This is a genomic window from Laspinema sp. D2d (assembly GCF_025370755.1).
Lineage (GTDB): Bacteria > Cyanobacteriota > Cyanobacteriia > Cyanobacteriales > Laspinemataceae > Laspinema.
The window spans coordinates 56,965-73,106 of sequence record NZ_JAMXFC010000005.1; the positions used below are offsets into that span (position 1 = coordinate 56,965).

The 16,142-nt window shown below is 47.9% G+C and carries 10 protein-coding genes; 6 read left to right on the plus strand and 4 right to left on the minus strand.

From position 1 onward, the window contains the following. Positions 1-109 precede the first annotated feature (109 nt). From NG796_RS04875 to recN, 3 genes are all read right to left on the minus strand, one after another. Positions 110-952 (minus strand): adenylate/guanylate cyclase domain-containing protein, encoded by an 843-nt coding sequence (locus tag NG796_RS04875; protein ID WP_261204790.1) that lies wholly within the window; start codon positions 950-952, stop codon positions 110-112. 121 nt (positions 953-1,073) lie between these two features. Continuing rightward, positions 1,074-3,746, minus strand: a complete 2,673-nt coding sequence (locus NG796_RS04880) for a GAF domain-containing protein (protein ID WP_261204791.1) — start codon at positions 3,744-3,746, stop codon at positions 1,074-1,076. 692 nt (positions 3,747-4,438) lie between these two features. Then, on the minus strand, positions 4,439-6,250 hold the full coding sequence (gene recN / locus NG796_RS04885) for a DNA repair protein RecN (protein ID WP_261204792.1): 1,812 nt from the start codon (positions 6,248-6,250) through the stop codon (positions 4,439-4,441). 233 nt (positions 6,251-6,483) lie between these two features. Between recN and NG796_RS04890 the strand changes: the two genes are divergently transcribed. Beyond that, positions 6,484-6,675, plus strand: a complete 192-nt coding sequence (locus NG796_RS04890) for a hypothetical protein (RefSeq protein ID WP_261204793.1) — start codon at positions 6,484-6,486, stop codon at positions 6,673-6,675. Between the two features lie 241 nt (positions 6,676-6,916). After that, positions 6,917-7,432, plus strand: a complete 516-nt coding sequence (locus NG796_RS04895) for an inorganic diphosphatase (RefSeq protein WP_261204794.1) — start codon at positions 6,917-6,919, stop codon at positions 7,430-7,432. Positions 7,433-7,628: 196 nt separating this feature from the next. Here the strand turns inward: NG796_RS04895 and NG796_RS04900 are convergent, their stop codons facing one another. Next, complete coding sequence (locus NG796_RS04900; RefSeq protein ID WP_261204795.1) at positions 7,629-7,763, minus strand: hypothetical protein; 135 nt, start codon at positions 7,761-7,763, stop codon at positions 7,629-7,631. A gap of 43 nt (positions 7,764-7,806) precedes the next feature. On the opposite strand from NG796_RS04900, the gene panD reads away from it, so the two are divergent. The 4 genes from panD (at position 7,807) to NG796_RS04920 (ending at position 16,001) form a co-directional block, all read left to right on the plus strand. Beyond that, positions 7,807-8,196, plus strand: coding sequence for an aspartate 1-decarboxylase (panD, locus tag NG796_RS04905; RefSeq protein WP_261204796.1), 390 nt, complete (start codon positions 7,807-7,809; stop codon positions 8,194-8,196). A gap of 97 nt (positions 8,197-8,293) precedes the next feature. Next, positions 8,294-9,145 (plus strand): MBL fold metallo-hydrolase, encoded by an 852-nt coding sequence (locus NG796_RS04910; RefSeq protein WP_261204797.1) that lies wholly within the window; start codon positions 8,294-8,296, stop codon positions 9,143-9,145. A gap of 306 nt (positions 9,146-9,451) precedes the next feature. Beyond that, on the plus strand, positions 9,452-10,246 hold the full coding sequence (locus tag NG796_RS04915) for a pentapeptide repeat-containing protein (protein ID WP_261204798.1): 795 nt from the start codon (positions 9,452-9,454) through the stop codon (positions 10,244-10,246). Between the two features lie 457 nt (positions 10,247-10,703). Continuing rightward, on the plus strand, positions 10,704-16,001 hold the full coding sequence (locus NG796_RS04920; protein WP_261204799.1) for an AAA family ATPase: 5,298 nt from the start codon (positions 10,704-10,706) through the stop codon (positions 15,999-16,001). The last annotated feature ends 141 nt before the right edge of the window (positions 16,002-16,142 follow it).

Consider the following 16,142-nt stretch of genomic DNA (forward strand, 5'->3'; position numbering starts at 1 on the left):
AAGAACGCACTGCACGGTTGTAGAGCATCCGATGGCAAGAACGCTAATCCCTATTCCGTCGAAACCCACTCACTCAAAAACAGGATGCCATTGTTTTATTGTTTTGCTTCTAATGTTCTGCCAGTTCCCAAGATTTCTTAGCTACCCACGATCCATCCCACTCGGCGTTAGGAGGTTCTTTGAGTAATCGCTGACAGCGCTTTAGATGCAAACGCGCTGCGCGATCGTGGCTATTGATTTCCAAGACGGTGGCAAATTCTCCCATTGCGATCGCAAACTTGCGACTGAGATAATATTGCCGTCCCAGGTCATAGTGTTCCATCACCTTTTTACTCTCGTCGGAAATAGATTCTCCCTTGAGTCCAAGATATTGATAGAGGGCGACGGGGGGATAGTTCGATCGCATCCGAATTCGGTCCAGTTCTCGGGCCCAAATTCGCTCCTCGCAGGCGCGATACGTGTTTTCTCCCAAGACAATATTGCAGCCATATTGATTGCTTACCCCTTGGAGAAGATTGCCCAGATTTACCCCATCGCCAACGGCGCTAAATTGCAGGGACTTATTTTCCGCAATATTATTGCTAATGGTCCAATCGGAATTAATCCCAATTCCCATCTGAATCACGGGTTGATTTTTCCCTTGGCGATGATGATTAAATTCATCCAGTTTTTTGTGCATGGCGATCGCCGTTTGCAATGCCATCCACCCATGATTTTCTAGGAACTGGGGTGCACCAAAAACGACAATCAGTCCATTGCCAATACAAGCCACTTCTATTTGCTGTTCGTGATTCTGCCTGTACTGATTTACCGCCTCCAGCATTGACTCAAAATAGTCTTGAAGCAGACTGGCGACCTCGGAGGCTTCTAAATTTTCCGTCAAGCTACTATAGCCGGAAATTTCAGAGAATAAGACTGAAACTTCTTGGCGATCGCCGCTAGGATTTACCATATTCCATACACATTGTCAACTACCGATTCATTCTTTCTTCAAGCAATCAGGAGTAAGAACGATGCCAAAGCAGAATTCTGACTCCTGAATTCTAGGTTATACCCTTGTTCTGTTTAGGATACTACTTTTCGGTGAGCTTCCAGACCCCATCCCAGTCATCCGGTGGGGGTTCCACCACAAAATGTTGACAGCGATCCATCTGTAAGGATGCCGCCTTATTATTCTTATCAAGTTCCAACACTTTACCAAACTCTTGGAGAGCTTTCGCAAATTGCCGAGACAGATAAAACTCCCGTCCCTTCGTGTAGGATTCGATAAGTTGCAGATTGTGGTCAGAAATTGGGTCCGATCGCAATCCGACCAATTCATAAATTTTGACGGGTTCGCTTTTCCCTTTGACGGTAATAAAGTCCAACTCCCGAACATAAACCTTGTCTGCACAAGGATTATATGTTTTTTCACTAATTACGATATCAGTCCCATACATTTTGCTCGTGCCTTCTAACCGAGACCCGAGGTTAACCCCATCTCCAATGGAAGTCAATTCCATCCGTTTGCTGGACCCGATATTCCCGCTGACCACTTCATCCGAATGGATCCCAATCCCGATACTCAGGGTTTGCTTACCCGCCGCTATGCGATGGTTGTTGAATTCAATTAACCGCCGCCGCATTTCCACCGCCGTCTGAACAGCACACCACGCATGGTCCTTGAGGGGGAGAGGCGACCCAAACACCGCCATGATGGCATCCCCAATATATTTATCCAGGGTCCCTTTGTACTGAAACACCGCATCGACCATCGACTCAAAATATTCATTGAGCATGATTACCACATCTTCTGCCTCCATCCCTTCGGTGAGGGTGGTGTAGCTGCGGATATCCGAGAACAAGACCGAAACTTCCTTACGCTTGCCGCCTAACCCCGTGTCTCCAGAAGCCAGTAACTGTTCGGCCACTTCCTGGGTCATGTAGCGATACATGGTGCTCTTGAGTCGTTTCTCATCGCTGATATCTTCCATGACCACCAGGGCACCATAAACATTGGTCCGGTCCGAGGCATCGGCAATGGAGTTAATCGACAAGTTAATACTGTGTTGCTCTTTGTCGTCTTTGGCAACCAGGGTTTGATCGGGATAATACTGCTGACGAGATTTATCATCTTTAGCGGTTAATGCCGCATCAAACCATTTAGAAAAGTCCCCATCTTTAATTTGGATCAAGTCCCGCACTGATTTACCTTCAATGCGATCGCTTAATTCCAGACCCAGCAATTGACGCGCACTATCATTAGCGGCGATCGCATTTCCAGCCTTATCTGTGGAAATCACCCCATTGCTCAAGCTGCGCAAAATGTCCCGTTGCATTTGCTCTTGTTGCTTGACCGTGGCAAAGAGTTTGGCATTTTGCAACGCCACTCCCGCTTGAGTATTAAACGCCTGCATAAATTCCTGATCGGACCGATTAAAACTGGCTTTCCAGCAATCGGGGGCTTCCGGCCATTGGGTCGGTTCATAAGGGGGATGTTCCCCTTGTTTTTTCTTGTTCACCAACTGGGTCACCCCAATCAGTTCCCCATCGGCATTGAACACCGGCATACACAATAAACTACAGGTCCGATAGCCGCTTTTTTGGTCTACCTGCTTACTCATTTCCGAATTGACATGATCGTATAAGTCAAAGGGGATATTCAGGGGTTCTCCGGTTTTTCCCACGGTCCCGGCATACCCGACCCCCATTGGAATGCGGATTTCCTTTAACTCTCCCCTAGGACCGATGGGGATCTTAGTCCAAAGGTCATTTTTATCCCTGTCAATCAGCCATAAGGTGCTGCGATCGGCGTTCATCAGTTGTTTCGCCTCGTCCATCACCTTTTTCAATGTTTCTTCCAGATCGAGGCTGCTCTTGCTTAAAGATTGGGTCGCTGCCATGAGCGCTGCTGCGGCGCGTTGCCGCTGAGTTGCTTTATAGAAAGACTTGGAGGATTCGAGAATCAGGCGAATCGAGGGAGCAAATTCTTCAAAGACCCGCTCATCTTCTTCCGTAAAACCCTTGGCATTAATCCGTTCGGACAATTCTGCGTCCGCATCATGGATTTTTTTTAACTTATTGAGTAACTGAACCACCGCCACTAATGCCCCTTGTTCATTCAACAGCGGGAGACAGAGCATGGTATAGGTGCGGTAGCCAGTTTTCTTAAACTGTTCCTTGGCTGCACCCGATCGCGAATCATCAAAGAAATCAAAGGGGATATTAACAACTTTTTTAAACGTGGCGACTTCCCCAGCAATTCCCTTGTCTGCGGGAATCCTAATTTCTAAAGGCTTACCCCCAGCACCTTTGGCTATGATGGACCAGAGTTCGTTCTTTTCTTCATCTAATAAAAATATTGTAGTGCGGTCCGCGCCGAGGAGTTCCCCGGTTTTTAGGGTGATGGAACGCAACATTTCATCCAGAATCGAGTCAAACCCTTGGGCATCGAGGAGGCTGTCGAGCATCGACAGGGTTTGATTGACGACTTCGAGCTTCCCTTCCACATCTTTGACAACTTGGGTGAAGCTGTCTTTGTTGAGGGGGGCGAGAAAGCTGGTGAAAGTCCCCTTGGACTGCACTAAAGACCCCCCACCGCCACTGTTACTCGGATGGCTAGATTCGGGTTCGCTCACCGATGCAGATGTGGACCGTTGATGATCGGACTTTCCGCCATCAACGATTTGAGGGGTCACATCAATCACGGCACCAGCACTACTATTGTTATGGTCCCAAGCCTTTGGATTTGGAGATGCAGCTGTCATAAGATCTATAACTCTTTACTTCAGACCAGGAGTCAGCGAATTTCTTGGATTATGTGAGTGTCCTGCCGAGAACGCCGGATGGATTTGTTGTACAAAGCCTAGCAGCTCCGGTAACTATCTCTTTAAGTTTACTCTGTCCATAAATAATTAGACATTTGGGAATTAATTTGCGATCGCTTCATTTCAGCCCTCCTTGGGCGCTTTTTTGGGGTCCTCTGGAATGTCCGGATTGAGTTTGGACTGGAGTAAGAGAGAGAACGCTAAGGAGATTCTGACACTACCTGCTGAAATTCAATGTGACCCTTTCTACTATTTTCACTTTTTTTCAAAAATTTTTGATAAACGTTCAATGGATGCTTGGGGTTGTATCAGGTTTGAGGGCAGTTTAACCGATGGGATTGAACAGTCAGGGGATGGGTGAAAGCGCCTCGTTGTTGTAGCGTTTTTGACGAGCAATGGTGCTCTGGTCCAAAAGCGTTACTCGGTCCAATGGTCAGCGGGTCATAACGTTTGAAATTCGCTTTTCTAGTTGTAACATTTTTTGGAAAATCGGGAGCCCTAATTTTCTACTTTTCAGGCGCTAGGCATGACCGTTATCATTCCTAGAGGCCAGGGATTACAGACCGTTATCATATCCGGTTTCGTCGGCTTTTTTTCGAGCGGTCCAATTTGGTCTGAAAATCTAGGGGGACTTAAGAACTGGGGGTTTGGATTTGTCGGACGGAGGCGGCTTGGTTGAGCAGGGATTGGGCCCAGGCGATCGCCTCGGAGGCCCCTTGTCCTCCGGCCAGTTGCGCCAGTTCTTCTCGTCTTTGTTCCCGGTCAAGGGCCGTCACCCGGACTACGGTGCGTTCTTCCGGTGCAATAGGGGTAGGGGGGGTGGACCCGTTGCCCGGGGATTGGGCTGATTTGAGTTCAGGACCCGTTGTCTCGGGGGTTTCTTCAGCACTACCAATGACTTGTTTATTCACCCGAAAATGAAAGTCGGCCATTGCTGCGACAATCGGTTGATGGGTGACAAATAATACCTGTTGACCCTGGGAGAGTTGGTGGAGTTTTTGGGCGATCGCCCCAGCAACTCGTCCCGAAACTCCCGCATCAATTTCATCAAAAACCAGGGTAGCAGCACTATCCACCTGGACGAAACAGGATTGCAGGGCCAGCAAAAACCGGCTCATTTCCCCTCCGGAGGCGATTTCGGCTACAGGTTGCAAGGGTTCCCCGGGATTGGGACTAAACAGGAAAATAATCCGATCGCTGCCGGTACTGCTGGGCGTTACGGGTTCAATCTGAACCTGAAATTGGACATTATCCATCGCCAGGGGTTTGAGTTCATCGATTAGGCGTTGTTCTAGCCTTAAGGCAGCAGTGCGACGCAGATGGGTTAATTCTTCACAAGTTTGAATCAGTTCGCCTTGACGAGCTTGATAGAGGCGTTCTAGGACCTCGATGGCGCGATCGGCTTGGGTGAGTTCTTCCAGTTCCGCTTCGATGCGATGGAAGTAGGCGATCGCTGCACTCAGGTTTGGTCCATACTTGCGACAAATTTGCTTGAGTTGGGCAATCCGTTGTTCCACCTCCGCCAATCGGTCGGGATCGCCTTCTAAACTGGAACTGTAGCTACTCATCTGCCTTCCTGCTTCGATCGCCAAAGCTAAGGCATCATTGACCATCTCTAGGACCCCTTGTAGTTCCGGGTCATACGCCACCATATCCCGCAGGGTTTGTTCTACTTCTCCCAACAGGTCCGCCGCCGCCAAGGACCCATCATTTTGTTGATAGAGGGCTTGATAAACGCGATCGCTTTGTTCCTGAAGTTCTACCACATGGGACAGGCGCTGCCGTTCCTGTTCCAGTTGATCTAATTCGTCCGCCTCGCTGAGATTGGCTTCCGAGAGTTCTTTGACTTGATAATCTAGTAAATCAATCCGTTGCAAGCGCTGTTGTTCCGATTGCCGACTATCTTCTAAAGCTTGTCGGGCGGCATTGGCTTCGGCATACTGGCTGACTACTGCTTGACGGACTGCCAGGACCTCGGGCCCGGCAAACGCATCTAGCCAATCGCGCTGACGTGCTGATTGTCCCAGTTGGACGGTTTGACCTTGGGCGGTGATTTCTACCAGGCGATCACGCAGTTGTTCCATGAGTTGCCGATTGACTAACACCCCATTTAACCGCGATCGGCTCCTCATGGCCCCGCCTTTACCGAACACGAGTTCCCGACTCACCACGAGAAGCGTGCCGTCTAACAGCTCAATTTCTTGGTCTCGGACATAATTAGCCACCAGGGGTTCCAGTTCAAAGGTGGCCTCAATCAGCGATCGCCCGGTTCCTGTGCGGATAGCCCTTCCCGTACATTTGCCCCCCAACACAGCATCCAGAGCATCCAGAATAATTGATTTTCCCGCCCCCGTTTCCCCAGTTAGAACATTCAGACCCCTACCAAAGTCCAAATCTAAGCAGTCAATTAAGGCAAAATTTTCTATCCGCAGGGACAGCAACATAGCAATTCTTATCCTTGTGGAACTATACAGGGGAAAAGCCCCGCCTTCTCAGGCAGGTCGGCGATCCAGTTAATTTCCAGGGTGTTGAGTACAATAGAAATATCCCAGATTGTTTGCTTGATGACAATCTTATCGCGAAAAATATTTAATACTGATGATAGAGGCTCAGTGCGAGAGCGTTTGGTTACATTGATTTCACAGCGACACTTTAAAAAAATTCAATAGTTTTCTTTATGGAATCCGGTAGTCCGTCTGCCCGGTCTTCTGAACCTGTTCCCCAAAATACTTTATCCAATTTATTCGGCGGGGCGATCGCTTTACTCACGCTCTTGCTCCCCCTCCTGGCGATCGCGACCTTTTCTGCGAATCGTCTCCCCAATCTGCCGTCTCCCACATCTTATCCCCTCACCGGGGTGAGGCGATGATCCCAGAGCCTTGATATCCCCGGGACCAGAAACTGGGGTTTTGCGTCCTTACTTTGCTGCAAACCGATGGTTTGTGGGTTCAAGGTTTCTGGTACGATGGCTGACGGACTGTCATGGGGTGTTCAAGCGCGATCGCCAATCTGCGCGACCGCGTTTTACACCCTAGGCTGATCCCAATTGAACCCTGCTGAATCGGCAAGATTCGGATAGGAAAACGACCCTCGCCATCCAAGGAGTTATTGTGGATTTAACGAAGATTCCCGCCCAACCGAAACCTGGTCTGATTAATGTCTTAATTGAAATCGCAGGCGGAAGCAAGAATAAGTATGAATTTGATAAAGAGTTAGGCGCTTTGGCTCTCGATCGCGTCCTGTATGCCTCGGTTCAGTATCCCTTCGATTATGGCTTCATCCCCAATACCCTGGCTGAGGATGGAGACCCCCTCGATGGCATGGTGATTATGGATGAACCCACTTTTCCCGGTTGTGTGATTACCGCCCGTCCCGTCGGGTTTTTAGAAATGATTGACGGGGGGGACCCGGATGAAAAAATTCTCTGCGTTCCGGACAAAGACCCCCGTTATGCTCATGTCAAATCTTTGAAAGATATCGCCCCACACCGATTAGAGGAAGTTGCGGAATTTTTCAGAACCTACAAAAATCTGGAAAAGAAAAAAACTGAGATTCTCGGCTGGCATGATGTGGAAAAGGTGATGCCTCTGGTTGAGAAGTGCGTTAAAGCCGGTCAAAAAGGTTAATAGAGACTGAGTTCAGTTGAGGTTCCCGGATCTTGGGGACCCCATAAACACCAGAAAACTGGATAATTGTTGTTTCTTGTAGGGGCGCAATTCTTGCGCCCCTTTAAGGCCCTCCATCGGCCAGGGAAGAATATCGGGAAACGTTCCCTTAATGTTGATTTCCTCGACGATCGCTGACTAAAGCAACCAACTCCCGCTACACTGTAAGTTCAATGGTGCTAACAACTTCAGGGCAATTCCCCGTCTCCATCCAGTCGGACTCCTGGCAATCCAGGGCGATCGCAAAGCCTGCCCGAATTTCCTGGGTTTTCCGGTCCTGATGTTCTAACATTGAGGCAGAAAGCCGCTAACCTCCTTAGAAACAACTCCGCATCATGCAGCGAACTCTTCTATTAGCGAAAATCCATAACTGCACTCTGACCGATGCTAATTTGAATTATGTGGGAAGCATTAGTATTGATCAAAAGTTAATGGAGGCAGCAGGTATCTTGCCTTACGAGCAGGTGCAGGTTGTCAACAAATCCAACGGAGAACGGTTAATTACCTATGCAATTGAGGCCCCGGGAGAGTCTGGGGCGATCGAACTCAATGGGGCCGCAGCACGTCTGGGTGCACCGGGCGATCGCCTGATTATTATGACCTATGGACAATTCACCCCAGAAGAGGTTACAACATACTCGCCTCGGGTTGTTCTGGTTGATGAGCAAAACCGTCTGTTGGAAGTTCGCCGGTATGAAGAATTGCATACCTTTAGCCTCGTTTAGTGATATCCCCCTAAACCCGGCTTTTGCTGATTACGCTAAACTCCGCCTGTTTTGACCTAAAGTACCCACCCCACTGCCTTGCGATCGGATAGTCTCTATGGAAACCAGCCTGGAATCTGCGTTTTTTATCAACTTTTGGGGAGTGCGCGGCAGTGTCGCCACTCCGGGAAAAGAAACGGTTCACTACGGTGGCAATACCTCTTGTGTAGAAATGCGCGTCGGGGGTAAACGCCTGATTTTTGATGGCGGGACCGGCTTGCGACTCCTCGGCACCAGTTTAATATCTCAGATGCCCGTCGAGGCACATCTATTTTTTTCCCACTCCCACTGGGATCACATTCAAGGCTTCCCCTTCTTCGTCCCTGCCTTTATCCCCGGCAATCTCTTTCATGTTTACGGTGCTGTTGCCCCCAATGGTGCAACCATGAAACAGCGCCTCTCGGACCAAATGTTACATCCCAACTTTCCCATTCCGCTTCAGGGCATGAGGTCTGAGTTAAAATTCTACGACTTACACCCCGGGGATGTGGTCACCATTGATGATATCACCATCGAAACCGCCCATTTGAATCATCCCAGTGAAGCCCTCGGCTATCGCATCACCTGGCGAGGACATACCGCAGTTTACTGTACTGATACCGAACATTATCCCGATCGCCTTGATGAAAATATCCTCTCTCTCGCCCGAAATGCTGATATTTTCATCTACGATGCCACCTACACCGATGAAGAATACTATCACCCCGTCACCCCCAAAGTAGGCTGGGGCCACTCCACTTGGAAAGAAGGCATCAAACTCGCCAAAGCTGCGGGAGTCAAGCATTTAGTGATTTTTCATCACGACCCCTCTCATGATGATGACTTTCTGGCGGATGTGGAATCTCAAATTCAAGCCGAATTCCCCGATGCCTTCCTCGCGCGAGAAGGCATGAAGTTAAATCTAATTTAAAGTCACCACTCCATCACAATTCCTAAAAACTCTGGTTTGTAGTCACGCCTTCAGTGGTTCATCTTCCTCGGGACTTGGCGATCGCAAGTCCCGCATAAAAGGCGAGACTCTACCCCCTCCCCTGTATCAGCTTCCTCGTAACTTGCACACAAACCCATCCCCCCCATCTCCCCCATCCTCCCCATCCCCCCATCTCCCCCATCTCCCCCATCTCCCCCATCCTCCCCATCCCCCCATCCCCCACCCAGGGGAGTAAGATGAGAAGAATAATTTTCCATCAGAAAACATCTATCCCTTAAAAACTATATGGCTGCTAATAATGCCCACATCAAACGGTTACTCGAAACCAAGCAGTGTCAGGGAGGCATCCTCAATGAAGCAAACCTGGGTCGTTTTAATCTCAATAAAGCGGACTTAAGCGGTGCTAAATTACTGTTTGCCAACCTCAATCAAACCAATCTCAGTCATGCCAACTTGAGTGGGGCTGATTTGAGTTTTGCGAACTTAGTCGATGCCAACCTCACTCACTCGGATCTGAGTGGGATGGATGGCAAGGGGATGAACCTGTTTGAGGCGAAGTTGAATCATGCCAACCTCAGTGGGGCCGATTTGACCTTTGCCAATTGCGTCAATACAAATTTCACTGATGCAAATCTCAGTGGTGTGGATTTCAAAGGCGCAAATCTGATTGGGGCTGTCCTCAATCATGCCAATCTCAGTGGGGTGCAATGTGCCGGGGCGAATTTGGGAAACGCACAATTGGTTGAGGCTAATTTAACCAATGGGGATTTGAGTGATACAAGGTTAGTGGATGCGGACTTGCGAGATGCCAATCTCAATGGGGCGGATCTTAGAAATGCCAATTTGTTTAATGCCAATCTCAGTGGGGCGAATCTCACTGGGGCAAACTTGGGAGGTGCAAATTTGGCTCATGCCAAGTTGGATGGGGCGATCGGACTCTATGGCAGTGGCATGGGAATGTCTGGCGATCGCAACTCGGGGATGCATCAAGCGGGAATGGCTTATATTCCCTTGGGACACCCCGGGGCTTATCCCGGAGGCGGTAGCGGCTTGGCCCTTCCCCGTCCGGGGATGCAGTAACCGGCGATCGGCTCAGTTCTGGGGGTAGGTTGTGAGAAATTTTTCTCACAACCTACCCTTTATTTTTTTAACCCTAAAATGTACTATACTTTGCATCTATTAAACCCTAGAAATATAGGAGAAACCCGTTACAACGGAGTTCATTTGGGGAAACTGGCATTCAACTGGGAGGGACTCTCACTTGAGCGGCTCAAGCCTAGATGAAACAGGCGGATAAATTGTGGTTTGCTTTGGCTGAAGCAGTGACGGACAAAGGGTTACCAACCTTGAATTCCACGGCTGAAGCCTGACTAGAGAAGACTGACGGCCTAAATGCTTATTACACTCTACAAGAATCGGCTAACATAAGAGGGTGAAAGAAATATCTTACCCAAGGCGGGGTTAACCATCCGTCCGGATCGGGAACTTTGGATGAGGGTAGGTATCCCCTGTAGACCCTAAACAAGGACAGACTCTGATGGCGATCGCAATTTTAGACTATCAAATCGGCGAACTACTCCACGAAAGCAACAACTCCCGAATCTATCGCGCCGTGGGTCTATCCGATAACCAACCCGTTATCCTCAAACTGCTCAATCAAGCCTACCCCTCCCCAGAAAAAATTGCTCAGTTTAAGCGGGAATATGAAACCACTCAGTCTTTAAATCTTCCCGGAGTCATCAATGCCTATGGTTTAGAAAGGTCTGACCGTCAGTGGGTGATGGTATTTGAAGATTTTGGCGGGATTTCTCTGAAAAAAATCATTCAAAATCAACCGCTGACCCTGAGCGAATTTTTACCCCTTGCCATTAACATTGCCGAAATCTTGGATCACGTCCATCAGCAACAAATTATCCATAAAGATATTAACCCCAGTAACCTCATTCTTAACCCCAACACCCAAGAACTCAAACTCATCGACTTTGGCATCTCTACCCAACTGAGTCGAGAAAATCCTACCTTTCGGAATCCTAATCTTTTAGAAGGAACCCTCCCCTATATTGCCCCAGAACAAACCGGACGGATGAATCGCACTGTAGACTATCGCAGTGATTTTTATTCCCTCGGGGCGACCTTTTATGAACTGCTTACTGGCACAGTGCCCTTCCCCAGCGATGACCCCCTGGCTTTAGTACATTCCCATATAGCACAACAACCCATCCCACCCCATCAGCTAAATCCAGAGATTCCTGAAGCGATTTCGGACATTATCTTAAAATTGATGTCAAAAAATGCCGAAGACCGCTATCAATCTGCTTATGGCTTAAAGAGAGATTTAGAAGAAGGTTTGCGCCAGTGGCAAACCACTGAACAACTCGAAACCTTTACCCTCGCAACTCAGGATATTTCGGATCGATTCCAACTGCCGCAAAAACTATATGGACGACAGCAAGAAATTGCCGAGCTACTATCCGGGTTTGAGCGAGTTTGTAGCGGGGGTCAGACTGAACTGATGCTCGTAGCCGGATATTCTGGAATTGGGAAATCGGCCTTAGTTCAAGAAGTTTATAAACCGATTACCCGACAACGAGGTTATTTTATCTCCGGCAAATTTGACCAACTGCAACGGGATATTCCTTATGCTTCTCTGGTGCAAGCCTTTCGCTCTTTAATCTTGCAATTGCTCACAGAAAGCGCGACCCAAATCGCCACTTGGCGGGAGAAACTGCTGACGGCACTTGGGTCTAATGCACAAATCCTCATTGAGGTCATTCCCGAACTGAAAGCCATCATTGGTGAACAACCCCCGGTCCCCGAACTGCCAGCAACGGAAGCTGAAAATCGCTTTAAATTAGTCTTCCAAAACTTTATCCACGTCTTTACCCAAGCTGAACATCCTCTAATTCTCTTTTTAGATGATTTGCAATGGTCCGATAGCGCTTCCCTGAAATTGTTAGAACTCCTGATGATGACTCCGGCGAGTCAGTATTTATATCTCATCGGGGCCTATCGAGATAACGAAGTTTCTTCCGCACATCCATTGATGCTCACCCTAGAGGAAATTCAACAAACCCAAGCAACCGTGAATCAAATTTTTCTGACTCCCTTGAGTCTGAGTGATGTCACCCAGTTGGTTGCCGATACCCTAAATGCTCCTGAAAAAATTGCCCGACCCCTTGCGGAGTTAGTAGAGGTAAAAACGAAGGGGAATCCGTTTTTTGTCAACCAATTTTTAAATTCTCTCTATAAAAATAAAGTTCTAAATTTTGAGTCTTCCCATCGCTGTTGGCAGTGGGATATTCAGGAAATAGCCGCCCAAAACATTACAGATAATGTGGTTGACTTGATGGGAGATCAAGTGAAAAAACTGCCGGAAGCCACCCAAACTTGCTTAAAATTAGCGGCTTGTATGGGCTATCGCTTTGACCTAGAAACATTGGCCCTAGTCTCTCAAAAATCTCGTTCAGAAACCGCAGCCGCATTATGGGAGGCCATTTCTGAGACTTTAATTTTACCCCTTGGGGACGACTATAAGCTCATGGAAGTCGATATCCCGGAGATTGCACAGGGGGTAACCGTGGAGTATAAATTTGCTCATGACCGCATCCAGCAAGCGGCTTATTCTTTAATTCCGGAAACTGATAAACAAGCGGTCCATCTCCAGATTGGTCAGTTATTTCTCGAAAATATTCCCCCAGAGAATCGCGAGCAAAATATCTTTGATATCGTCCATCAACTTAACTTGGGCCGGGAAGCCATTCTGGACCTATCTTTACAACAAGAGTTAGTTTTCTTAAATGAAATAGCCGGTAAAAAAGCCAAAGCCTCTGCTGCTTTTAAATCGGCCTTACGTTACTTTCAAGCGGCGATCGAGTTACTTCCCCCAAACAGTTGGGAAGAGCAATATGATTTAACCTTAGCCCTCTATTTAGAAACCGTTGAAGCCGCTGTTGTTAGTAGTTCTTATGCCTTGATGGAAGAATTCGGAGAAGTAGTTTTACAAAAAGCGCGATCGGTTTTAGATCTAGTTAAAGTTTATGAACTGAATATGCAAGCCTATTATGCACAAAACCAATTATCTGAAGCAATGAAAATTGGGCTAGAAATTTTAGAACGGTTAGAAATGCCACTTCCGGAAACCCCCACTCCAGCGGCTCTTGCAGAGGCTATAGCAGAAACTCGGGCAGCTTGGGCAGGAAAGCGGATTCAGGATTTAATCGAGCTACCTCCTATGACGGACCCCTATAAGTTGGCTGCCAGCAAGGTTTTAATGAGCCTATCTGCCTCTACTTACGTTGTATTTCCGGAACTTTATCCCATCGTTTTACTCCGGATGTCTAGTTTATTCCTCCAATATGGCAATACCTCAGAATCTTCTATTGGTTATGCTGCTTATGGCTTGTTTTTATGTGGGGTAGAAGGGGATTATGATGCGGGATATGAATTAGGCCAATTAGCTTTAAAAATTGAGCGTAATTTGGGTCCCTTGCAAGCACATTTAAGCAAAGTTTTATATGTTTTTAGCACGTTTATCAATCACTGGAAAACCCATTTAAAAAATAGTTTAAAGCTGTTTTTAGAGACCTATCAAACTGGGTTGGAATCCGGAGATATCGTTTATGGAGGTCTGGCCTTATTGATGTACTGCGCCCATTCTTATTGGACAGGTCAAGAACTAATTCAAGTTAATTCTGCAATTTCTGCTCACACGGATGAAATCATAAAATTAAAGCACGAACTATCGTTACGCTGGATAAAATCGTTTCGACAATCGGTCTTTAAACTGTTAACTCCAACTGAAGACCCCTGGACCCTCAACAGTGATACGTTTGATGAATCGAGTCAGCTCTTATCTTATCAACAAGCCGGTGATAGCGTTGCACTTTGTTTAAGTTATTTAAACAAAGTCATGTTGTGCTACCTATTTGAACGGTTTCCAGAAGCGGCTGAAAATGCAGCCTTGGGGGAAGAGTATGCGGGAATGGTAATCGCCAAGCATACGGTTCCTCTCTTCCATTTCTACGATTCCCTCACCCATCTTGCCATCTATCCCGAAGCCTCCGAAACCGAACAACAGCGCATCCTAGAAAAAGTCACTGCCAACCAAGAAAAAATGCACCTTTGGGCGCAACACGCTCCCATGAACTACCTCCATAAATATTATCTAGTTGAAGCTGAACGCGCGCGAATCTTCAACCATGATTTACAAGCGCGAGACTACTACGATCGCGCCATCACCCTCGCCAAAGAACACGAATACCTCAACGAAGAAGCCCTCGCGTACGAACTCGCCGCCCGTTTTTACATCGCGCGCAACATCCCTCACCTCGCCCGCTTCTACCTGCAAGAAGCCCACTATGCCTATCAACGCTGGGGGGCCACTGCCAAAGTCCAACACCTAGAAACCCGCTATCCCCAACTCATCGAATTACGCACCTCCACCCGTAGCAAACTTTCCACCACCTCCACCAGTGGCACCAGTTCCGGAGAAACCCTGGATATTGCCACCGTACTCAAAGCCTCCCAAGCGATTTCTAGCGAAATTCAACTCAATAAACTCCTCGCCCAACTTCTAAATCTTGCCATAGAAAACGCCGGTGCCCAAAAAGGCGTCCTCATTTTATCTGACAACAATCAACTCAAAATCGAAGCCGCTAAACTCCCCAATGGCGAGGTCCAAATCCTGGAATCCCTCCCCTTAGAAAGCGGAAACTTCGTCCCTCCGGCTATCATTAACTATGTCGCCCGGACTCAAGAAAGTGTCATCCTCGCCAACGCTACCGAAGAAGGAATTTTCACCTCAGAACCGTATATTCTCCAACAGCAAACCCAGTCCCTTCTTTGTGCTGCCATTGTCAACCAAGGCAAACTGATTGGCATTATTTACCTAGAAAATAACTTAGCAACCGGCGCATTTACCCCAGAACGGATCGAACTCTTACAAGTCATCTCCGCCCAAGCCGCAATTTCCCTGGAAAATGCTCAACTCTATCGCACTTTAGAAGATAAAGTCATTGAACGAACGGCTCAACTTGCGGAAGCGAACGAAGAAATCAGCACCCTGAATGAACTGCTCAAATCCGACAACCTGCGGATGAGTGCGGAACTGGATGTCACCCGTCAACTGCAACAAAAAATGTTGCCAAACCCTGAAGAATTGCAGGCAATTCCTGGATTAGAAATCGCTGGATTTATGGAACCCGCTGATGAAATTGGGGGAGATTATTATGATGTGTTGAACCATGAGGGACATATTAAAATCGGGATTGGGGATGTGACGGGACATGGATTAGAAGCCGGAATGGTGATGGTGATGGTCCAAACTGCTGTGCGGACTTTGTTGGTGAATGATGAGAAAGATTATGTGAAGTTTTTAAATACGATTAACCGGATGATTCATGATAACGTGCAGCGGATGCGAACGGATAAGAACCTGACCTTAGCATTACTGGATTATGCTGATGGGGTGTTGCGAATTACTGGACAACATGAGGAGGTTTTGGTAGTCCGGGGGACGGGAGAAATTGAGCGACTGGATACGGTGGATTTAGGATTTCCTGTGGGGTTAGAGTTAGATATTTCTGACTTTATTACTCAGGCGGAAGTTGAGTTAAATCCTGGGGATGGGGTGGTGCTTTATACCGATGGGATACCGGAGGCGGAAAATATGGCGGGAGAGTTCTATGGGATGGACCGATTGTGTGCGGTGGTGTCCCAGTATTGGCAGGAGTCTGCGGAGGCGATTCGGGAGATGGTGATTCAGGATGTGCGAGCGTTTATTGGGGAACAGAAGGTGTTTGATGATATTACTTTGGTGGTGATGAAGCAGCGATGATGGGGGAGATGGGGAGGGTGGGGGAGATGGGGAGGATAGGGAGGATGGGGGAGATGGGGAGGATAGGGAGGATGGGGGAGATGGGGAGGATAGGGAGGATGGGGAGGATGTTTTTTACGCTTAACTGCTTCTCCGGTCCCC